This window comes from Cellulomonas persica, from assembly GCF_007989825.1.
Classification (GTDB): Bacteria; Actinomycetota; Actinomycetes; order Actinomycetales; family Cellulomonadaceae; genus Cellulomonas; species Cellulomonas persica.
In genome coordinates this window covers 195,482-216,576 of record NZ_BJUA01000005.1, presented here as the reverse complement: position 1 = coordinate 216,576, position 21,095 = coordinate 195,482, and the positions used below count along the sequence as shown (strand labels likewise).

Annotated in this window: 20 protein-coding genes; 9 read left to right on the top strand and 11 right to left on the bottom strand. The window is 73.3% G+C overall.

Going from position 1 to position 21,095, the window contains the following annotated elements; genetic code table 11:
• Window positions 1-142 precede the first annotated feature (142 nt).
• Window positions 143-1,069 (bottom strand): hypothetical protein, encoded by a 927-nt coding sequence (locus CPE01_RS06910; protein WP_146805916.1) that lies wholly within the window; start codon window positions 1,067-1,069, stop codon window positions 143-145.
• A gap of 114 nt (window positions 1,070-1,183) precedes the next feature.
• On the opposite strand from CPE01_RS06910, the gene CPE01_RS06905 reads away from it, so the two are divergent.
• On the top strand, window positions 1,184-1,723 hold the full coding sequence (locus CPE01_RS06905) for a peptidylprolyl isomerase (protein WP_146805915.1): 540 nt from the start codon (window positions 1,184-1,186) through the stop codon (window positions 1,721-1,723).
• Window positions 1,724-1,732: 9 nt separating this feature from the next.
• Window positions 1,733-2,686, top strand: a complete 954-nt coding sequence (locus tag CPE01_RS06900; protein WP_307723682.1) for a rhomboid family intramembrane serine protease — start codon at window positions 1,733-1,735, stop codon at window positions 2,684-2,686.
• 208 nt (window positions 2,687-2,894) lie between these two features.
• Here CPE01_RS06900 and CPE01_RS06895 read toward each other — a convergent pair whose 3' ends face one another.
• Complete coding sequence (locus tag CPE01_RS06895; RefSeq protein WP_146805913.1) at window positions 2,895-3,149, bottom strand: cell division protein CrgA; 255 nt, start codon at window positions 3,147-3,149, stop codon at window positions 2,895-2,897.
• 240 nt (window positions 3,150-3,389) lie between these two features.
• On the opposite strand from CPE01_RS06895, the gene CPE01_RS06890 reads away from it, so the two are divergent.
• From CPE01_RS06890 to CPE01_RS06880, 4 genes are all read left to right on the top strand, one after another.
• Window positions 3,390-4,217 (top strand): DUF881 domain-containing protein, encoded by an 828-nt coding sequence (locus tag CPE01_RS06890; RefSeq protein ID WP_146805912.1) that lies wholly within the window; start codon window positions 3,390-3,392, stop codon window positions 4,215-4,217.
• Complete coding sequence (locus CPE01_RS06885; RefSeq protein WP_146805911.1) at window positions 4,214-5,008, top strand: class E sortase; 795 nt, start codon at window positions 4,214-4,216, stop codon at window positions 5,006-5,008. Before CPE01_RS06890 ends, CPE01_RS06885 begins: the two co-directional genes overlap by 4 nt.
• Window positions 5,009-5,075: 67 nt before the next feature.
• Window positions 5,076-5,234: a hypothetical protein gene (locus tag CPE01_RS16395; protein WP_186811442.1), complete on the top strand. Its 159-nt coding sequence runs from the start codon at window positions 5,076-5,078 to the stop codon at window positions 5,232-5,234.
• Window positions 5,234-5,857, top strand: a complete 624-nt coding sequence (locus CPE01_RS06880) for an aminodeoxychorismate/anthranilate synthase component II (protein WP_146805910.1) — start codon at window positions 5,234-5,236, stop codon at window positions 5,855-5,857. Before CPE01_RS16395 ends, CPE01_RS06880 begins: the two co-directional genes overlap by 1 nt.
• Before the next feature lie 107 nt (window positions 5,858-5,964).
• On the opposite strand, the gene pknB is transcribed toward CPE01_RS06880, so the two are convergent.
• The 8 genes from pknB to CPE01_RS06840 form a co-directional block, all read right to left on the bottom strand.
• A complete protein-coding gene (pknB, locus tag CPE01_RS06875) occupies window positions 5,965-7,980 on the bottom strand; it encodes a Stk1 family PASTA domain-containing Ser/Thr kinase (protein WP_146805909.1) in 2,016 nt (671 codons plus the stop codon).
• Window positions 7,980-9,473 (bottom strand): serine/threonine-protein kinase, encoded by a 1,494-nt coding sequence (locus CPE01_RS06870; RefSeq protein ID WP_146805908.1) that lies wholly within the window; start codon window positions 9,471-9,473, stop codon window positions 7,980-7,982. Before CPE01_RS06870 ends, pknB begins: the two co-directional genes overlap by 1 nt.
• Window positions 9,470-10,921: a peptidoglycan D,D-transpeptidase FtsI family protein gene (locus tag CPE01_RS06865; RefSeq protein ID WP_146805907.1), complete on the bottom strand. Its 1,452-nt coding sequence runs from the start codon at window positions 10,919-10,921 to the stop codon at window positions 9,470-9,472. The genes CPE01_RS06870 and CPE01_RS06865 overlap by 4 nt, the downstream gene beginning before the upstream one ends.
• Entirely contained in the window at window positions 10,918-12,423 is a 1,506-nt protein-coding gene (locus CPE01_RS06860; RefSeq protein ID WP_146805906.1) for an FtsW/RodA/SpoVE family cell cycle protein, read from the bottom strand. Before CPE01_RS06860 ends, CPE01_RS06865 begins: the two co-directional genes overlap by 4 nt.
• A 5-nt stretch (window positions 12,424-12,428) precedes the next feature.
• The gene (locus CPE01_RS06855) at window positions 12,429-13,859 is read right to left on the bottom strand and encodes a PP2C family protein-serine/threonine phosphatase (protein ID WP_146805905.1); all 1,431 of its coding nucleotides are present in this window, start codon (window positions 13,857-13,859) and stop codon (window positions 12,429-12,431) included.
• Between the two features lie 4 nt (window positions 13,860-13,863).
• Complete coding sequence (locus CPE01_RS06850) at window positions 13,864-14,421, bottom strand: FHA domain-containing protein FhaB/FipA (protein WP_146805904.1); 558 nt, start codon at window positions 14,419-14,421, stop codon at window positions 13,864-13,866.
• Between the two features lie 21 nt (window positions 14,422-14,442).
• Complete coding sequence (locus tag CPE01_RS06845) at window positions 14,443-15,150, bottom strand: FHA domain-containing protein (RefSeq protein WP_146805903.1); 708 nt, start codon at window positions 15,148-15,150, stop codon at window positions 14,443-14,445.
• Window positions 15,151-15,274: 124 nt separating this feature from the next.
• Window positions 15,275-15,460, bottom strand: coding sequence for an antitoxin (locus CPE01_RS06840; protein WP_146805902.1), 186 nt, complete (start codon window positions 15,458-15,460; stop codon window positions 15,275-15,277).
• A 232-nt stretch (window positions 15,461-15,692) separates the two neighbouring features.
• On the opposite strand from CPE01_RS06840, the gene CPE01_RS06835 reads away from it, so the two are divergent.
• The 3 genes from CPE01_RS06835 to CPE01_RS06825 all read left to right on the top strand — a co-directional run bounded on the left by CPE01_RS06835 (window position 15,693) and on the right by CPE01_RS06825 (window position 19,551).
• Window positions 15,693-16,259, top strand: coding sequence for a hypothetical protein (locus CPE01_RS06835; protein ID WP_146805901.1), 567 nt, complete (start codon window positions 15,693-15,695; stop codon window positions 16,257-16,259).
• 316 nt (window positions 16,260-16,575) lie between these two features.
• A complete protein-coding gene (locus tag CPE01_RS06830; RefSeq protein ID WP_146805900.1) occupies window positions 16,576-18,816 on the top strand; it encodes a putative bifunctional diguanylate cyclase/phosphodiesterase in 2,241 nt (746 codons plus the stop codon).
• Between the two features lie 108 nt (window positions 18,817-18,924).
• A complete protein-coding gene (locus CPE01_RS06825) occupies window positions 18,925-19,551 on the top strand; it encodes a ScbR family autoregulator-binding transcription factor (protein WP_186811441.1) in 627 nt (208 codons plus the stop codon).
• Window positions 19,552-19,677: 126 nt separating this feature from the next.
• On the opposite strand, the gene CPE01_RS06820 is transcribed toward CPE01_RS06825, so the two are convergent.
• A complete protein-coding gene (locus CPE01_RS06820; protein WP_186811440.1) occupies window positions 19,678-20,571 on the bottom strand; it encodes an AfsA-related hotdog domain-containing protein in 894 nt (297 codons plus the stop codon).
• Between the last annotated feature and the right edge of the window lie 524 nt (window positions 20,572-21,095).

The following is a 21,095-nucleotide window of genomic DNA, read 5'->3' as shown; positions in this document are numbered from 1 at the left end:
CCACAACGTCCTAATCGGTTCATCGCGGCCGGTTCCGCCACCGGCACACCGCTGGCACCTCGAGGTCGGGGCCGGGCACGACGAGGCCCGGCGCACCGAGGTGGTGGGCCGGGCCGTCGTGGGGCGTCTGGCGACGCGCGGGTCAGCTCACGGTGGGGGTGTCGCCCTCGCCCGTCGGACGCTTGGGAGCGGAGCGGCGCGTGGCCTTGCGCGCGGTCTGCGCGGCCGTGTCCTTGGCCTCGGCGACCTTCTCGGCGACGTCCTCCTTGGCCTCGGCCAGCTTCTCGCTGAGCTCCTCCTTGGCCTCGCTGACCGACTCCGCGGCCTTGGCCGCCGCGACCTTGCCCTTGGCGACCGCGGCACCCGCGGCCTCGCCGAGCGCGTCCGCAGCGTCGCCGGCCTGCTCGGCCAGCTCGTGCTTGGCGTCCTGCGCGCGCTCGCGCAGCGTGGTGGCGCTCGTCGACGAGCCCAGGGCGTCGGTCGGTTCCCACGGCTCGGCCCACGGGTCGGTCTGGTCCTGCGACCGCTTCCAGGCGACGAGGATCGCACCGAGCCCGACGAGGCCCGCGACGGTCCAGAAGATCTTCGCCCCGGTGTGCGACTTCTGCTTGCGCTGCGCCGCGGCCAGCGCGGCGGTCGCGGCGGCACCCGCGGCTGCCTTCTTGCTCGCGGTGTCGACCGCCTTCTCGGCCGCGGCGCCCGCCTTCTCGGCGGCCTCGTTGACGGCCTGCACGAGGCGTGGCAGGAGCTCGTCGACGAGCTTGTCGTGCGCGGTGTCGATCGCGGGCGAGACGCGCTCGGCGGCCTGCTCGACCTTGGGCGCGGCGGCCTTCACGCTCTCCTTGTAGAGGTGCTCCGCACGCGGCAGGAACCACTCGACGAACGCCTCGACGCGCGGCGCCGTCCACTCCTTGGCGACCACGGCGGCGTCGGCGGCCTTGGACGCCGCAGTGGTGCTCGCGTCCTTGATCGACCCGGCTGCGACCTTCGCCTGACCCGCCGCCAGCCCGGCCTGCTTCTTGAGCTGCTCGGTGTCGACGTCGATGTTCGGACGGCTCTTGAAAGGCATGTCCACTCCCCACGGTTCCACGTTCGCGCTGCTGGCGCTGGCCTCACACTCTGCCACCGGACCGGCGCGCGTGCAGCGGACCTGCGTCAGGTCACCCGTGCGAGACTTGACGGCATGTTCGCGACCCTGCACACGACGGCCGGTGACATCCGGATCGAGCTCTACCCGAACCACGCCCCCCAGACGGTGGCCAACTTCGTCGGACTGGCGAAGGGCACCCGGGAGTGGACGAACCCGGCGACCGGTGCGACGAGCACCGACCCGCTGTACCCGGGCACGGTGTTCCACCGCGTCATCGAGGGCTTCATGATCCAGGGCGGCGACCCGCTCGGGAACGGCCGCGGCGGCCCCGGCTACACCTTCGACGACGAGATCCACCCCGAGCTGACGTTCTCGGAGCCCTACCTGCTCGCCATGGCGAACGCCGGCAAGCGCCTCGACCCGGTGACCGGCAAGGTCGGCGGGACGAACGGCTCGCAGTTCTTCATCTCGGTGGCCGCGACCACGTGGCTCAACGGCAAGCACACGATCTTCGGCAAGGTCGCCGACGACGCGAGCCGTGCCGTGGTCGACGCGATCGCGACCTCCCCGACCCGCCCCGGTGACCGTCCCGTCACGGACGTCGTCATCGAGTCGGTCGACATCGAGGACTGACCTCCCGACCTGCGAGGACCCACCATCAGCGAGAACACCGTCCCTCCGGACGCTCCCCCGGGTGCCCCCACGGACGCGGCTCCCGTCTGCCCGCGTCATCCGGACCGGGTCGCCTACGTCCGCTGCCAGCGGTGCGCACGTCCCGTGTGCCCCGACTGCCAGCGGCCCGCCGCAGTCGGCGTGCAGTGCGTCGACTGCGTGCGGGAGGCGGCCGCGAACCAGCGCTCGACGCGCACCGCGTTCGGCGGCGTGCTGCGGCCCGGCACCCGGCCGGTCGTCACGCTGTCGATCATCGCGGTGTGCGTGGTCGCGTTCATCGCACAGCGCACCGTCCCCGACTTCACCGCGCGCTGGTACTACTCGCCGTTCTGGGGGCACGAGGAGCCGTTCCGGTTCCTCACGTCGGCGTTCCTGCACTCCGAGGGCTCGTTCTTCCACATCCTGCTCAACATGGTGGCGCTGTGGGCGGTCGGGCCGTACCTCGAGGTGCAGCTCGGCCGTGCGCGGTACGTCACGCTCTACCTGCTCAGCGCGCTGGGCGGCAGCGTCGTGGTGCTCGCGTCCGCGGCGCTCGGGTGGTCGAACTGGTTCGGCGGCGTGGTCGGTGCCTCGGGGGCGATCTTCGGGTTGTTCGGTGCGGCGTTCGTCGTGATGTGGCGCTCGGGCCATCCCGCGCAGAGCATCCTCGGGATCATCGCGATCAACATGCTGTTCAGCTTCGTCGTGCCGGGGATCTCCTGGCAGGGGCACCTGGGCGGTCTCGTCGTCGGGGCCCTCGTCGCTGCGGCGTACGCGTTCGCCCCGCAGGAGCGGCGTCGGCTGGTCGCCGTGGTGCTGCCCGTGGTCGTCGTCGCGCTGCTGCTCGTGGTCACGACGTGGGCCTACGGGACCGCGCCCGAGGACGTGCAGACGCTGTGGACGCTGCCGCGCGAGCTGCAGTGGGCGATCGTCGAAGGGCCCTGACGGGCGCGGCGCGACCGGCTGGACACCGCCTGACGACGAGAACTACACGCGTGTAGTTATCCACAGCTGTGTCCACCGCTGGGGATGACCGGGCATCGGGCGTGGACAGCCGGCACGGACGCACGAGAAGCCGGGACGCACGAGAGGCGCCGACCCCCGGTGGGGGCGGCGCCTCTCGTGCGTGCAGCGGGCGGGCTGAGCCGTGGGCTCAGCGCCAGCGCGTCGTCATGCTGAAGCCGGCGATGATCAGGGCCGCGCCGACGGCCAGGTTCCAGCTGCCGATCGGCAGCGGCAGGTCCGCGCCGCTCGTCGAGCGGCCGATGTAGAAGACCACGATCCACACGAGCCCGAGCACCATGAGCCCGAGCATCACCGGGACCCACCAGCGGGGGCTCGGCTTGGCGGCCGCCTTCTCCGGCGGAGGCGTGTACGTGGCCTTCTTGCGCGACTTCGACTCGGGCACCGAGATCTCCTGCTCTGCGACGAGGCCCCGTCGGACGGCCGCCTCACCGGGATGGTCGGACGGTGACGGGACGGATCGAGCGGTCGGATCGACCTCGGATCGGCTACCGGCACCATCGCCTAGCGTAGTGGGCGACAATACCGTGCCGGTGCGCCTCTCCCGCGCCGTGCGCAGCACCGACCGCCGCACTGATCGCCGAACGCCGCAGGGCCGCCCCAGCCCTCGGCCCGAGAGGACGCCGTGACCGAACGCACGCACCGCGCGTCCCGACGCGTGCCCCGCGGCACCGCGTCCGTGACCGTGGTGCTCGTGCTGTCCGGCGCGCTGTTCGCCGCGAACGCCAAGTTCGCCCAGGCCGACGAGGCCGAGCGGCACCCCCAGGACCTGCGCGAGCTCACCGTCGCGGAGGTCGAGCGCGTCGAGGACCTGACCGCCGAGGTCGACCAGCTGCGCGGCGAGGTCGACGGGCTCACCGAGGCCGCCGCGCGCGCGGCGGGCACGCGCGTGCTCGACCCGCCCACGGGCTTCCGCGTCGAGTCGGGCGCGCTGCCGGTGACCGGCCCCGGCCTGACGGTCACGCTGGACGGCGCCCCGCAGGACCAGCCCGGTCTCGAGGGCATCAGCCCCGACGTGCTCGTCGTGCACCAGCAGGACATCCAGTCGGTGATGAACGCGCTGTGGGCCGGCGGGGCCGAGGCGATGTCCCTCATGGGGCAGCGCGTGATCTCGACGAGCGCGTTCCGGTGCGTCGGCAACGTGCTGCGTCTGCAGGGGCAGGTGTACTCGCCGCCGTACGTCGTGCAGGCGATCGGTGACCCCGACAAGCTCCGCGCGGCGCTGAGCGACTCGCCGCAGGTGCGCGCCTACCGCGCGGACGCCGCGGCCGTCGGGCTCGGCTGGTCCGTCGAGACCGAGAACGGGATCGAGCTCGACGCGTACTCCGGCTCGACAGACCTGCGGTACGCGACCGTCCCGGAGGGCACGCCCGTGCTGCCGGGTGTGGACGACGACACCGCGAGCACCGAGGTGGGCGCCGCGGCGACCGCCGACCCCGCACCGGCGCGATGAGCGCCCGGACGTCCGCACCGGCGCGACGCCGGCCGTCGCGTGGCGCGCGTGTCGCGTACGGCGTGCTCGGCGTCGTCGGGGAGCTGCTCATCACGCTCGGCGTGCTCGTGCTGGCGTTCCTCGTGTGGCAGCTGTGGTGGACCGACGTGCAGGGCAACCGTGCGCAGGCCGAGGTGGTCCGTGAGCTCCCCCGCATCCCCGTCCCGACCCCCGCGCCCACCGCGTCGAGCGGCCCCCTCGTCGCGCCCGAGCGGCACGACGAGCCGCCCGTCATGGCCGAGGTCGACCACGCGGTCACGTTCGCGACGATCCAGGTGCCGCGCTGGGACGGCGAGCCCGAGCGCCCCGTCAGCGAGGGCGTGGACCGCGAGACGGTCCTCGACGTGCTCGGCGTCGGGCACTATCCGGGCACCGCGATGCCCGGCGGCCTGGGCAACGTCGCGCTCGCCGGCCACCGGACCACGTTCGCCAAGCCGTTCAACCGCGTCGCCGAGCTGCAGGAGGGCGACCCGATCGTGCTGCGCACGGCGACCGTGGACGGCGGACCCGGCACCGACACCTGGTACGTGTACCGCGTGACGTCGTGGCAGGTCGTCAAGCCGTCGCAGACCGAGGTCATCGCCCCGGTGCCCGGCAAGCCCGGCGAGTCCCCCACCGAGCGCTACCTGACGCTCACGACGTGCCACCCGATGTTCTCCGCGCGCGAGCGGTACGTCGTGCACGCGGTGCTCGACTACTGGGCGCCCGTCGCGGACGGCACGCCGGCCGAGCTGCTCGAGGGCGCATCATGAGGGAGCGCGGCGGTCCTGCCCTCGCCGGTGGGAATGCCGTTCGTCGTGACGACCGCAGGAGGCGATGATGTACGCCTGGCTCTGGCGCCACCTGCCCGGCCCGGTGCTGGTGCGCGTGCTGCTCGTGGCGGTCCTCGTGGCCGCCGTGCTCGCGGTCTGCTTCACGTGGGTGTTCCCCGCGGTCGCGCCGTTCATGCCCTTCAACGACACCACGGTGGGTGAGTGATGACCCGGATCCTCGTGATCGACAACTACGACTCGTTCGTCTACACGATCGTGGGCTACCTCAACCAGCTCGGTGCCGAGACCGTCGTCGTGCGCAACGACGCCGTGCCTCCGCTGGCCGAGCGTGCCGAGTTCGACGGCGTGCTCGTCTCGCCCGGCCCGGGGACGCCCGCCGAGGCCGGCGCGAGCATGGACGTCATCCGTGACTGCGCCGCGACCGGCACGCCGATGCTCGGCGTCTGCCTGGGTCACCAGGCGCTCGGCGAGGTCTACGGCGGCACCGTCACGCACGCGCCCGAGCTCATGCACGGCAAGACGAGCCCGGTCGAGCACGAGGGCCAGGGCGTGCTCGAGGACCTGCCGTCGCCGTTCACCGCGACGCGGTACCACTCGCTCGCGGTGGTCAACGGGACGGTGTCCGACGAGCTCGTCGTGACCGCCCGCACGGGCGACGTGATCATGGGCCTGCAGCACCGCACCCTGCCGCTGTACGGCGTGCAGTTCCACCCCGAGTCCGTGCTGACCGAGGGCGGTCACCGCCTGCTGGCCAACTGGCTCCAGGCGTGCGGGGACGACGAGGCGGTCGCCCGCTCGGCGGGCCTGCACCCCCTGGTCCGCCTGTAACACCCTCGCACAGCCCCCGAACGGCGACGACCCCGCGTCTGCGCGGGATCTGAACGCTCAGATCCGGCGCACCCGCGGGGTCGTCGTGCTTGCGGGTCCCGTCAGGGTCAGCCCTGGTCGTTCCCGTCACCCGGGTCTGGCTCCTCGGAGGTGCCCGGGTCCGGGTCGGGTGGCGGCTGCTGCGGGCCGGCCGAGACGTGGATGATGATCAGCTGGTCGAGCTCGACCTCGGTGCCCGCGTTCGGGTCGGTGAACAGCACGCGGCCGGCCTCGCGGTCGGAGCCGTCCTCCTGCTTCTGGACGTTGGTCAGGCCCAGCGCGGCGAGCGCCTGGACGGCCTCGGAGTACGTCATGTTCTCGAGCTTCGGCACGATGGCGGTCTCGGGCGCGACCGCGACCTCGATCGTCACGCGCGTCCCCTGCGAGACCAGGCCCGCCTGACGGTCCTGGCTGAGCACCGTCCCGGCCTCCTTCTCGGTCGTCGTGACCTCGCGGACCGACGAGACGAGCTTGAGGTCGGCCAGGATGTCGAGCGCCTCGTCCTGGGTCTTGCCCACGAGGTCCGGCAGCTCGACGTTGCCCGTCGAGACGAACAGCGTGACCGACGAGCCCGCGTCGACCGTCTCCCCCGCGGCCGGGTCGGTCTTGGTGACCTGGCCCTTCGGGAAGTTCGGGTTGTTGTCCTCCTGGCGGTCGCCGTTCACCTTGAGGCCCTGACCCTCGAGGATCTGCTCGGCCTGCCCCTCGGTGCGTCCCGAGACGTCCTCGATCTCGACGGAGTCCGGGCCCGACGACAGCACGTAGTCGACGCGCGTCTCGGTGTCGACGAGCGTGCCCTCGGCGGGGTTGCTGCTGATGACCTCGCCCTGCGGCTTGTCCGACGGCTCGGTGGTGCGCTTGCCGACCACCAGGTCGGCCGCGAGGATCGCCGCTTTCGCGTCGTCCTCCGTGAGCCCGACGAGCGTCGGCACCTCGACCTGCTTGGCGGTGTCGTCGCCGCTGTTCGCGACGAGCAGCGCGACGATCCCCGCGACGGCGAGCACCGCGATCGCGACGAGCACCCAGATGAGCCACGGGCGCTTGTTCTCGTCCTCGTCGACCGGCGGGGTCTCGGCTGCGACGGCGGTCAGGCCCGTGGACCCCCACGGCGTCGCGGCGGGCGGGAACGCCTGCGTGGCGGTCGCCGGCGCCATGACCTGCGTGGCCTCCGCCGCCGGGACCGCCGCGACCATCGCGGTGCCCACCGGGGGCGCGCCGACCACGCCGCCGCGCAGGACGGCCTCGAGGTCCGAGCGGAACTCGGCCGCGTTCGGGTAGCGCTGGTCGCGGTCCTTGGTCAGGGCCTTCATGGTGATGCGGTCGAGCGCCTCGGGCACGTCGGACGCGAGCGAGCTCGGGACCGGCGCGGCCTCGCGCACGTGCTGGTACGCGACCGAGACGAGCGAGTCACCCGTGAACGGCGGCCGGCCGGTGAGCAGCTCGAACAGCAGGCAGCCCGTGGAGTACAGGTCGGAGCGCGCGTCGACGGACTCGCCGCGGGCCTGCTCGGGCGACAGGTACTGCGCGGTGCCGATCACGGCCTGCGTCGCGGTCATGGTCGCCGCGGAGTCCGCGACGGCACGCGCGATGCCGAAGTCCATGACCTTGACCGCGCCGGTGGGCGTGAGCATGACGTTCGCGGGCTTGATGTCGCGGTGCACGATGCCCGCGTGGTGCGAGTACTCGAGCGCCGAGAGCACGCCGATCGTGATCTCGACGGCCTCCTCGATCGGCACCGCGTGGCCGTCGCGCAGGATGTCCCGCACGGTGTGGCCCTCGACGTACTCCATGACGATGAACGGCACGTGCGCGACGACGCCCGTGGGCTCGGTGAACACGTCCTCGCCCGTGTCGTACACGGCCACGATCGCCGGGTGGTTGAGCGCCGCCGCGGCCTGCGCCTCGCGGCGGAACCGGTTCTGGAACGACGGGTCGCGGGCGAGGTCGGAGCGCAGGATCTTGATCGCGACGGTCCGGCCCAGCCGCGTGTCGTGCCCGATGTGCACCTCGGCCATGCCGCCGCGGCCGATGAGCTCACCGACCTCGTACCGACCGGCGAGGATGCGGGGTCCGCTGTCCACCACTAGGCGTCCTTCACTTCCGTCTGGGTTCCCTGGCTGACGCGCACAGGGGTGACGTCCGGGGCGATCATCCCACCTGAGGGGGTCGCCCTGACGGACGTCCAGGTCACGATACGGGCGAGACGGTCCTGATCGTACGGGCCGTCGGCCTTGGTCAGCTGCCCCGCGAGGGCGGCGCCGAGCAGCGCGCCGAGCAGCAGGACGAGCGCGAGCACCGGCCAGCTCAGCCGGCCGAACCGGCCGATCCGGGGCCCGGAGCCCTGCATGCGGAGGCGGCTCGAGGTCACCGAGCGACCGGCGCCGGACCGGGCGCCGCCGCTCGACACCGAGCGGCGCGAGCGCAGCGGCGTCGAGTCCGGTCGCACGTCGTGGCGCGGCGGGTAGGACGGCGGCGGCGGGACCGGGGGAGTGCCGCCGGGGACCGACGAGCCCTGTCCCGACGAGCCCTGTCCCGACGAGCCCTGTCCCGACGAGCCCTGTCCCGACGAGACCTGTCCCGACGAGCCCCGTGCCGACGAGACCTGTCCCGACGAGCCCTGTCCCGACGAGGGCGCGATGGACGAGGGTGGGGGCGGCGGCGGGGTGCCCGGCGGCACGCCGACGGGCGTCGCGGGCCGCGGCGGGGTCAACGGCCGGGCGGGCGGGGTCGTCACGACCATCGGCACGCCGCTCGGCGGGGTGCGCGGCATGAGCCGGTCGAGCTCGCGCGCGAGCGCGGCGCCCGAGGTCGGCCGCTGCGCGGGGTCCTTCGACAGCAGGCGCATGACGAGGGCCGCGAGACGCGGCTCGACCGCCGCGGGCAGCGGCGGCACGGGCGTGTTGACGTGCGCGACCGCGATGTCGACCGCGGTGGGGCCGGTGAACGGGCGGTGCCCGACGAGCGCCTCGTAGGCGATGATCCCGAGGGAGTACAGGTCGGACAGCGGCGTCGCGGGCCGGCCGACGGCCTGCTCGGGCGACAGGTACTGCGCGGTCCCCATGACCATGCCGGTCGCGGTCATGGTCATCTGGTTGCGCGCGAGCGAGACCCCGAAGTCGGTGATCTTCACGCGCCCGCCGCGGCCCAGCAGGATGTTGCCGGGCTTGACGTCGCGGTGCACCACACCGGCCTCGTGCGCGGCGTGCAGTCCGCGCGCGGTCTGCGCGAGGATCGGCAGGAGCCGGCGCACGGGCAGGACGGGCTCGCGTTCGAGCAGGTCGGACAGCGGTTCGCCGGTCACGAGCTCCATGACGAGGTACGACGAGCCGTCCTGCTCGCCGTAGTCGAAGAGCTGGGCGATGTTCGCGTGCGACAGCGACGCGGAGTTGCGTGCCTCGGTGCGGAACCGCTCGAGGAAGCCCTGGTCGCCGGCGAACTCCTGCTTGAGCACCTTGACCGCGACGGGTCGCACGAGGGACTCGTCGTACCCCTCCCAGACCTCGCCCATGCCGCCGACGGCGATCTGCTTGATCAGCCGGTAGCGGTTGCCGAGCGCGATGCCCGCGGTGGTCCTCATGAGCCGAGCACCGCCTGGATCACGGCGCGCGCGATCGGCGCGGCGACGCGGCCACCGGTCGCCTCGGAGCCCGCGGAGCCGCCGTGCTCGACGAGCACCGCGACGGCGACCTGCGGGTCGTCTGCGGGGGCGAACGCGGTGAACCACGCGTGCGGCGCGGCCTCCGACGAGGTCTGGGCGGTGCCGGTCTTGCCGGCGACCTGCACGCCCGAGATCTTCGCCGCCGTGCCGGACCCGCTCTCGACGACGCCGACCATCATGTCGGTGAGCTGTGCGGCGGTCCCGGGCGAGACCGCGGTCGACAGCTGCTCGGGCTCGGTCTGCGAGACGACCGACAGGTTCGCGGCGCGCACGCGGTCGACGACGTAGGGACGCATGAGCTTGCCGTCGTTCGCGATCGCGGCGGACACCATCGCCATCTGCAGGGGCGTGGCCGCGACGTCGAACTGCCCGATCGCCGACTGCGCGGTCTGCGGCGCGTTCGGGTCCTGCGGGAAGCGGCTCGCGACGACGCGCATCGGGATGGTCAGCGACGCGTCGTCGAACCCGAATCGCTCCGCCTGCTCGCGCAGCGCGTCGTCGCCGACGTCCATTCCCAGCTGGGCGAACGCGGTGTTGCACGAGACGCGCAGCGCGTCGGCCAGCGTGATCGGGTTGCTGCCGCAGCCGCCGCCGCCGAAGTTGCCGATCGTCGCCGTGGTCTGCGGCAGGTCGAGGGTGACGGGCGCGGGCAGCGTGGTGCTCGCGTCGTACTCGCCGCTCTCGAGCGCCGCGGCGGCCGTGACGAGCTTGAACGTCGACCCCGGCGGGTACGTCTCGAGCGTCGCGTTGCTGCGCAGCGGGTTGCCGTCGGCGGCGGCGAGCTCGGCGTAGACGGCGCTCGCCGCCGCCGAGTCGTGCGTCGCGAGCGCGTTCGGGTCGAACCCCGGGGTCGAGACCATCGCCAGGATCCGCCCCGTGCTCGGCTCGATCGCGACGACCGCACCGTGCTGGTCCCCCAGGCCCTCCCGTGCGGCGCGCTGCGCGGCCGCGAGCAGGGTCGTCTCGACCGCGGCGCCCTCGGGCTTGCGGCCCGTGATGATGTCCCGCAGGCGCGAGAAGAACAGCTGGTCGCTGCGGCCCGTGAGCTGGTCGTTCGCGGCGTGCTCGAGCTGCGAGCTGCCGTTGACGATCGAGTAGAAGCCCGTGACCGCGGAGTACAGCTCGCCGTCGGTGTACTGGCGCTGGTAGCCGAACGGGTCGTCGACCTTCACGGACTGCGCGATCGCCTCACCCGCGACGACGATCGGCCCGCGCGCGTTCCCGTACTCGCGGTACAGCGTGCGCACGTTGCGCGAGTCGGCGTTGAGGTCGGGTGCCTGGACGTACTGCACCCACGTGGCCGAGCCCATGAGGGCCAGGAACATCACGAGCATGACGGTCGCGACGCGGCGCAGGGGAGTGTTCACGACAGCCGCCCGATCCGCTCGGTCGGGTGCTCGTCGGGCTCGGCGCCCACGGGGTGCTCGCCCCTCGCCGAGACGCGGACCGGCACGGCGTCGTCGGGCTCGTCGGGCACGTCGTCGAGCAGGTCGTCGGGCAGCGGCTCGTCGGGACGCAGGCCGCGTGCGGCGGGGGCGGGACGACGCGCGTCGTTCGAGATCCGGAGCAGCAGCGCGACGATGATCCAGTTCGCGAGCAGGCTCGAGCCGCCGTACGCGAGGAACGGCGTGGTCAGGCCCGTCAGCGGGATGAGCCGCGTGACGCCCCCGACGACGACGAAGCACTGCCACGCCACCACGAACGCCAGACCGCCCGCGAGCAGCTTGCCGAACCCGTCGCGCACGCCGATCGCGGCGCGCATGCCGCGCTGCGTGAGGACGGCGTACAGCATGAGGATCGCGAGCAGGCCCGTCAGGCCGAGCTCCTCACCGAGCGACGCGACGATGAAGTCGGACTCGGCGTACGGCACGAGGTCCGGCCGGCCGTCGCCCCACCCGGTGCCGAACAGGCCGCCGCTCGCCATGCCGAACAGCCCGCGCACCAGCTGGCCCGACCCGCCGGGCGCGCGGTCGAAGATCTCCGGGTCGAGCGCGTGCAGCCACACGTCGAACCGCGCGCCGACGTGCGCGAACGCGGTCGCGGCGACCATCGCGCCGCCCACGAACATGAGCAGGCCGATGACGACCCAGCTGACGCGCTCGGTCGCGAGGTACAGCATCGCGACGAACAGGCCGAAGATCAGCAGCGACGTCCCGAGGTCCTTCTCGAGGACCAGGACCGCGATCGAGCACGCCCACACGACGAGGATCGGCCCGAGATCCCGCGCGCGCGGCAGCTGCAGGCCGAGGAACTTGGACCCGGCGAGCGCGAGCGTGTCGCGGTGCGTGACCAGGTACCCCGCGAAGAACACGGCGAGTGCGAGCTTGGCGAACTCCGCGGGCTGCATGCCGACGCCGCCGAAGTACACCCAGATGCGGGCCCCGTTGATCGAGCGGCCGATCACGGGCATGAGCGGCAGCGCGAGCAGCCCGAGCGCGACGACCATCGCGGTGTACGTGAACCGGCGCAGCGTGCGGTGGTCGCGCAGGACGACGAGCACGATCGCGGCCAGGCCCACCGCGATCGCGGTCCACATGAGCTGGCGGCCCGCGAAGCCGTTGGCCTTGTCCCGCAGCTCGTAGGCGAAGTCGATCCGGTAGATCATCGCCAGCCCGATGCCGTTGAGCGCGACGGTCGCGGGCAGGATCACCGGGTCCGCGTACGGCGCGCGCCAGCGCAGCACGAGGTGCAGCGCGACGGCCAGGGCCGCGAGCCCGGCGCCGTAGCCGAGCACGTCCGGCGGCACCTCGTCCGAGGTGCCGAGCCCGACGAGTGCGTACGCCCCGACCCCGATCGCGAGCGCCAGGACCAGCAGCAGGAGCTCGGTGCCGCGGCCGGCGCGCACGCGGTGCGGCTCGACGGTCGCCATGAGGCTCACCCGTCCGCGCCGGTGGTGGCCGGCGCGGTCGTGGTCGTCTCTGCTGAAGGGGTGCGGGTGGGCGCGGCCGTGGTCGCGCTGTCGTCGGGGCCCTCGTCCGAGCCGGGGCCGGGGTACGTCGCGTCGTCACGCAGGCCGATCTCGTCGACGAGGAGGCGTGCGGACTCGCGGTCGTCCGCGTGGATGGTCTGGTAGACGCGTTCGCGCACGTACTGCGACGCGATGTCGTCGACCGCGACGCCCGTGCGCTCCACGACCTGCGAGAGCGCGACCGGCCCGACGGCCTCGGGCACGCCCCGGAAGATCGCGACCTCGCCGTCGTGCACGCCGACGAAGTACTGCGTGCGCGTCCAGGCGTACCCGCCGCCGAGCACCGCGACGACCAGCGCGAGGGCCACGGCCCCGGCGATGGCCGCACGGCCACGTCGCGAGCGGGCCGTCGGCTGCTCGTCGGAGTCGTCGCTGTCCTCGTCGTCGCCCGGGTCGGTCCCGGCCGGCGGTGCGCCGCCGGCCTCGTCGTCCGCGCCCGCGCGCTCGCCTGCCGCCAGACCCGCTCGCTGCGCACGAGCCGCCGCCTGCGCGAGCTCGGCCGCGCGGGTCGCCGGGCCGTCGGCCGCGACCGTCGGGTCGTCGCGCGTGCTCGCCGCCGCGCCCACGACCTGCGGCGCCGTGCCGGGCGCGTCACCGTCGGCGACGTCGTCGAGCTCGATCACGTCCGCGAGCACGACCGTGACGTTGTCACCGCCGCCGCCGCGCAGCGCGAGCTGCACCAGCCGGTCCGCGCACGAGTCGAGGTCCGTGAGCTCGCGCATCGTCGTCTCGATGGTCTGCGCGCTCACGAAGCCCGACAGGCCGTCGGAGCACAGCAGCCAGCGGTCACCCACGCGCGCCTCGCGCACGGACAGGTCCGGCGTCAGGTCCGCCTCGAAGTCTCCGAGGACCCGCATGACGACCGAGCGCTGCGGGTGGTGCTCGGCCTCCGCCGGCGTGATGCGGCCGATGTCGACCAGGTGCTGCACGAACGTGTGGTCGGTCGTGACCTGCGTGAGCACGCCGTCGCGCAGCAGGTACCCGCGCGAGTCGCCCAGGTGCACCATCGCGAGCTTGTTGCCCGCCCGCAGGATCGCCGTGACCGTGGTGCCCATGCCCGCGAGGTCCGGCTCGGCACCCGAGCGGGCCTTGATCTCCTCGCGGGCCTCCTCGAGCGCGCCCTCGAGCTCGTCGAGCGCGTCGTCGGGACCGTGCGACTCCTCGTCGAGCGGCGCGAACGTGGCGACCGCGACGGACGACGCGACGTCGCCGCCCGCGTGACCGCCCATGCCGTCGGCGACCATGAGCAGGTGCGGACCCGCGTAGGCGGAGTCCTGGTTGTTGCTCCGCACGAGGCCCACGTCGGACCGGGCGGCGTACCGCAGCGCGACCGTCATCCGGCTACCCCTGCAGCTCGATCACGCTACGGCCCACACGGACCGAGCGACCGGGGGGCAGGGGGGTCGGCGCGTCGATGCGCTCGTCGCCGACGAACGTGCCGTTGGTCGAGCCGAGGTCCTCGACGAACCACTGCCCGGCCTGCGGGAAGATCCGCGCGTGCTTCGAGCTCGAGTAGTCGTCGTCGAGCACGAGCGTGCAGCCCGGGGCGCGACCCACGACCACGGCGGACTGGCCGAGCGGGACGATCGTGCCGGTCAGCGGGCCCTGGGTGACGACGAGGCGGGCCGAGCGCTGGCTGCCGCGGCCCTGAGCGCCACGACCCTGACCCGCACGGCCCTGACCGGCACGGCCCTGGTGCCCGACCACGGGCGTCGGCGCGGTCGACGGGCCGACGGCCACCGGACCACCCGCGGGCACCGGTGCCTGGCGGCGGGCGCGGCGCTTCGTGATGCGCGTGCCGTACAGGTCGCGGCGCAGGACGGCGATCGACGAGAGCACGAGGACCCACAGCAGGGCCAGGTAGCCCAGCCGCAGCAGGGTGATGGTCAGCTCGCTCATCGTTCGGGCGTCACCGGCCGGTCACTCGTCGGGCTCCTGGTCCCCGCCCGTCCAGAACAGGATCCGCGTCCGCCCGATGGTCAGCGTGTTGCCGTCGAGCAGCGTCGCGGCGGGCACCTTGTGACCCTCGACGAACAGGCCGTTGGTCGACCCCATGTCCGTGGCCACGACGGTGTCCCCGGTGACCCGGATCTCCAGGTGGCGGCGCGAGACGCCCGGGTCGTCGACGATGATGTCCGCCTCCGAGCCGCGGCCGATCACCGTGACGGGACCCGTGAGCAGGTAGCGCTGGCCGTCGATGTCCAGCAGCGGGTGGCGCGGGCTGGGCGCGGCCGTGGTCGCGGGCGCCACGGCGCCGCGCACGGTCGCCGAGTGCACCTCGAACCGGCCGGCCTCGAGCTCGGTGTCCTCCGCGAAGCTCACGGTCACCGGCCCGACGAACGCGTAGCGCTGGCTGGCGGCGTAGTCCGTGACGTTCGCGGCGAACTCGTCGGCGAGCGTCTCGGCACCCCAGGCCTCGACCTGGTCGTAGTCGGGGGTGGACAGCTCGATGGTGAACTCGTTCGGCACGACCGTGCGGTCACGGCCCACGACGGCCGCGCGCTCGTCGACCTCGCGCCGCAGCCGGCTGGCCAGCTCGACGGGCTTCAGGTCGCTGCGGAAGGTCTTGGCGAACACGTTGTTCACCGCGCGCTCCACACCGTTCTCGAAACGGTCGAGGAAACCCACGAACCCACCTCCCTTCGGCACACCGGCGCGCACGACCCCGGGGGGCAGCCACGCGAGGATCGGTCCCGATCCGACTCGATGGTATCCGCGCCCCGGCGTCGCGCAGCGTCTTGCCGCAGGAGCGTCAGGTGTTCTTCTGCTGGTCGAGGAACTCCTTGGCCTTGGCCGTGACCTCGTCGACCTTCGCGTCACCCGCGTCGTCGGTGCGGGACTTGACCGCGTCGGCCGCCTTGTCGAGCGCGTCCTTGGCCTGCTCCTCGTGACCCTCCAGAGCGCCCTTCGCCTTCGAGACCAGGTCGTCGAGACCCATCGCGCACCTCCGTCGTCGTACGGGGGCGGTCCGTCGGGCTGACGGTGCGACCGTCGAGCGGGCCGTCCGTCAGGTGCCGCCCCACCGAGACGCACAGTGTCGTCCCGCTGGTGAGCGCGCGCACCCGGAACGGGAGGAACGCGACTGTTGCGGCGAGTCCCGGCGTCCGGATCGCCCGTTCCTCGGCGCGTCCCGCGGGCGGGTGTCAGTGGTCGGGCGCACCCTGGGGGTCATGGTGACGATCTCGTGCTCGTGCGGCGCGGCCGCGAACTCGCGCACCCACCCCCTGCGTGGCGTACCGATCGAGGAGCGCATGGACCTCGTGCGCACCGCCTACAGCGCGTACGACGGGTTCCTCACGCTCGAGGTCGACGCGTCGTGGCACCCGGGGTCGTCGGAGCCGGAGGCGGACTGCGTCGTGCTCGTCGACATGGACGCACTCGACGCGTGCGAGGGTCTGTCCGACGAGGAGCGCCACGGGTTGAGCGCGCTGCTCGGCATCGCGCACGTGCGCGGCCGGGTGCTGCCGCCGCCGGTCGAGATCGGTTCGGTGCGGTTCCGCGTGTCGCCGGCCTTCGGGTTCGACGGCGAGGTCGTCTACGTCGTGCACGACGGCCCGCAGACCCTGCTCGAGGTCACGTGCCCCTACGGGGGGCGCGGCGAGCTCGCGGCGCTCGTCGAGCTGTACAGCGAGCACGGGCCCGCCGCGGTCGTCCAGGTGGACGGTCTCGCGCCGCGGCTCGGGCTGTCGGCGGCGATCGCCGGCATCGCCCGGGCGCGCACGCCCTCGGTCGCCTGAGGCGCCCTGCCGCGGGCCCGGCGTCGGCACGGCTCGCGTCGGCACGGTCGGTTGCGGCAGGCCCGCGTCGGCCCGGTCGGCGTCCGGACGGTCGGCGGGTGGTGCGCTCGTCGTCCCCCGTCCGCGCGGCCACCCGCTCGTCGTTCACCCCGGCGGGGCGAGGCGCTCGACCGATCGGGTGGCGTTCGTCGTCGACCTTGCGTGAAATGCGGACGACGAGGGACGTACCTCGCCGCCCCGTGGGGTGACCGGCCGGGCGAGGCCTCACCTCAACCGCCTCGGTACCGATGTCGAAGAAGTGACGAGTGCGCGTGCTGTGCGGGCCGGGGCCGCCCCGGCCCTGTTCGTGCTGCTCGTCGTCGCCCTGCTCCAGGGCCCGAGCGCCCCGATGCTCGCGCTCGCGGGCGGGATCGGGCTGTGGGCCGCGGTGGCGACCACGCAGGCGGCACGCCTGCGCGCACCGCGTGAGCGGCTCGCGTGGCAGTGGTTCCGACGGACCACGTGGGCGGTCGGGTGCGGGCTCACGATCGAGGCCGGGCTCGTCGCGCTGAGCGGCCACATCTCGACCGGCCTCGGGACGGTCGGGTTCGGCGTCGGGACGATCCTGTCGGTAGCCATGCTGTACCAGGCGATCCAGCACTGGAACCGCACGCGCACCGACGACCAGGAGTCGGGCGAGTGGCTCGTGGGGCTGGGCGGTGCGCTCACCGCCACCGCGCTCCTGATGTACGTCGCGACCCGCATGGTCGGCCCCGCCGCCGACGGCTGGGAGTCCAACACGCACGCGCTGCGCGTCGCGTCGATCCTGGTCCTGCTGGTCACGCTCGGCGCGATCATCCCCACCGCGCGGCTCGTGGCCGACTGGCGCTCGTGGGCGCTCGGGCTCGTGCTGACGACGATCCTCGTCCTCGAGCTGGTGGCGTACGTGTCCGTGGTGACGGGCAACGGGCACCACGACCGGCTCATGGCGGGCGTCGTCTGCGGCTGGATCGTCCTCGCGCTGATGATCGCGCTCGCGAGCACCGCGCCCCCCGTGGTGCGGCCGCGGGCCGGCATCTCCCCGACGGCGTCGACCATCGGCTCGATCGTCATGGTCGTCGTGGCCGTCGCCGTGGTCGTCGTCGACGCGATCTCGTCGAGCGGGCGGGTCGACGTCCCGCTGCTCGCGGCGCTCGCCGGGCTCGCGGGCACCCTGCGCCTGGCCTACATGGTCCGCGACTACGCCGAGCTGACGACCGCGCAGCGCGAGTCGCGCACCGATGGGCTCACGGGCGTCGCGAACCGGCGCGCGTTCGTCGAGCGGCTCGAGCGCCGGCTCCTGCGGGGCCGCGAGGTCAGCCTCATGATGATCGACCTCGACGAGTTCAAGGCCGTCAACGACGACCGCGGGCACGCGGCGGGCGACGCGCTCATGCGGACCGTCGCGGCGCGCATGGCCGCGGCGCTGAGCGTCGACGGCCTGCTCGCCCGGATCGGCGGCGACGAGTTCGCGGTGCTGCTCGACGGGCACGACCACGAGCTCGCGCTGCGCACCGCGCGCTCGGTGCTCGACGCCGTGCGGACCCCGATCCTCATCGACGACGAGCCCGTGCACATCGACGCGAGCATCGGCGTGGTCAGCACGCGGCAGCGCGCGGCCACCGTCGAGGAGCTGCTGCGCGCGGCCGACCACGCGATGTACTCCGCCAAGCGCGCGGGAGTGGGCATCACGGTGTTCGACGAGCGCATCGCCGCGGACGCCGACCGCCGTGTCGGGCTGCTGCGGGACCTGCGTGCGCTGCTGACCACGACCTCGCACCAGGTGGGCGAGCTCGTCCTGCACTACCAGCCGCAGATCTCGTGCACCGACGGCACCGTCGTCGGCGTCGAGGCGCTCGTGCGCTGGCAGCACCCGCGGTTCGGCCTGCTCGCCCCGATCGAGTTCCTCGACCTCGCCGAGCGGTACCAGCTCATGCCGCGCCTGACCGAGTGGGTGCTCACGCGCGCGGTCGAGGACGCGACGGCGTGGCTGCGCACCGGCCGTCGGCTGCCCGTCTCGGTGAACCTCTCGGCGAGCTGCCTGACGCACCCGGGCCTGCTGCCCACGCTCGAGCAGGCGCTCCAGCGCTCACAGCTCCCGGCCGGGATGCTCACGCTCGAGGTCACCGAGACGGCGATCATGGACGACCCGAACAAGGCGATCCGCGCGCTGGCGACGCTGACGTCGTCGGGGGTGCAGGTGAGCATCGACGACTACGGCACGGGCCACTCGACCCTGGCGTACCTGAACCACCTCCCGGCGCGTGAGCTCAAGCTCGACCAGAGCTTCACGTCCCGCCTGCTGGCCGACGACAGGACCAGCACCATCGTGGCCGGTACGGTCGACCTCGCCCATCGGCTCGGCCTTCAGGTCACCGCCGAGGGTGTCGAGGACGACGCTACCCAGGAGGCCCTGGCGGCCATGGGGTGCGACCGGACGCAGGGCTTCCTGCACAGCCGCCCGCTGCCGCTCCTCGAGCTCGACGCCTGGCTCGACGACTGGCACACCCTGACCAGGGCCGGTCTCAGGGAGACCTGAGGGAAAACTGAGCAAGCGACCCGGTTCCGTCAAAACAAGGCGGATGGTCGGTACGTTTTGAACGAAACGCGGGTATATTGCCGCTGCAGCGGACCGAGGGAGGACGACGTGGCGCAGCAGGCGCGCGCGGTGGCGACGAGGAACGCGATCGTCGAGGCGGCGGCGGCCGAGTTCATCGAGCACGGGTTCGCGGGGGCGAGCATCGCCGACATCGCGGAGCGCGCGGGGGCGACCAAGGGCGCCATGTACTTCCACTTCAAGTCCAAGGACCTCCTGGCCCAGGCCGTGATCGACCGGCAGCGTGAGCTCAACACCGCGCTCCAGGACCGGTTCGCCTCGAGCGACCTGTCCGCGCTCGCGATCCTCGTGTCGATGGTCCGTGCGCTCGGTGAGCTCATGCGGGACGACGTCGTCGCGCTCGCCGCGATGCGCCTCGCGGTCGAGGTCCCCGACGACGACGACGTGCGCGGACCCACGTACGACGCGTGGGCCGGTCCCACCGCGACCGTGATCAGCCACGCGAAGGCGCAGGGCGACCTGCGCGAGTCGATCGACCCGGAGACGCTCTCGCGCTTCCTCGTCGCCGCGTTCACCGGCATCCAGACGGCCTCCTTCGCGTCCACGCGGCTCGACGACCTCATGGTGCGGCTGCGCGAGATGTGGACGCTGCTGCTGCCGGGGATCGTCGCGCCGGGCCGGGAGCACGTGATCCCGGACATGCTGCAGCGCGCCTGACGCCGCGCAGCGAGGGAGCCGGCCGCCCGGCCCCGGCCGACTCGCACCGGACCCGTCGCACGGGTCCTCCCGCGCGTCACCTCACCGGTGGTCCGAGCAGTCCCGGTCGCTGCGGGACCGGGGCAGTCAGACGAGCGCCGTGCCCGCCGGCTCCTCGACGTCCGCGCGGCGCAGCGGTGGCAGGACCTCGGTCGCGCACGTCACGACGGCGGCCGGCTCGTCGCCCTGCAGGATCTCGGTGCGCGTCGCGCCGTCCTCGCGGACCGAGCGCACGCCGGCGGTCCCGGTGAGCTCGACGTAGCGCGTGCAGCGCACGTCGATCGCGGTGACGGTGTCGGCGGCGGTCAGCAGGTGGTGCGCGGTGATCGCGGCCCGGGCGAGGTGCATCGCCGGGACGTGGTCGACGCCGTGGTCGAACACCATGCGGTCCTGGGCGTCCCACCCGAGCCAGGCCTCGAGGCCCTCGGGCGTGGTCCGCACGTCGCCGAGCGCCGCCGGGTCGTGCCGCGGCTCGAGCTCGTGCCATGCCGGTGCGCCGGCGCGAAGGCGGGCGTGCACGCGCGGGTCCACGCACTGCAGGTCGCCCGACGCCTGCGCGACGACCACGCCGTCGACGGTCACGTCCGCGTCGAAGACGTGCCGGACGAGCGTCCCGCGCCGGTGCTCGGCACAGAGAGTACGGAAGGAGAAGCGCACGGGGACGACGCCGACGAGCGCGCTGGGGTCGGCGGTCCAGCGCATCGCGACGCGCGTCGCGACGAACGCGTGACCGAGCGGCACGCCCCCGGCGACGTGGGCGAGCGCCGTGCCCGCCTGGCGGAAGGCCTCCATGCCGAGCAGCACCGCGCTCTGGTGCGCGTACACCGGGTGGGCCACCTGCAGCGGGAGGCTCACCTCGACGTCCCAGATCGTGTCCTCGTCGAGCGCTGCGTCGGCGTAGGGCGCCACCACGCGGGTCACGAGGACCGCCCACGGGTCGAGCTTGTGGACGTACCGCTGGTCGAAGCTGCTGATCTGCATGGCTGACCTCCGCGTCTGCGGCCGCCCGACGCGCCCGCGTGCCCCGAACGCTAGCCGCGACGGACTCGTCATAACAAGGCGGGCGGTCGGTTTGATACCCCCGTTCGTGCGGTGGTGCGTCTCGGTGCTTGACGACCTCCGGGCCGGTGGTTCATCCTCGACAAAGCCGGACGTTCGGTTTGTTTACGGATGGCTGTCCGCGCGTCGCCGTCGCCGCACGGGGGCGCTCGCACGGCCGGGCATCACCCGACGAGATGCCCACCCGACGCCCACAGAGAGGCACGTGGCATGACCGACCTGCATCCCGCGCACGCCACGTGCCCGCCCGTGCCGGGCACCGCCGCGACCCACGTGCCACCCTCACCGCGCGGGCGGGTCCGATGAGCACGCCCGTCAGCACCCCGCCGCCGGTCGACGCGCCGCTGCCCGCCGGCCGAGGGGTGCGGCTGCGCGTGGGCACGCGTGCGCGCCCGATCGACGGGCGGGGGATCGCGATCAGCGCCGGTGCGAACGCCGTCATCGTC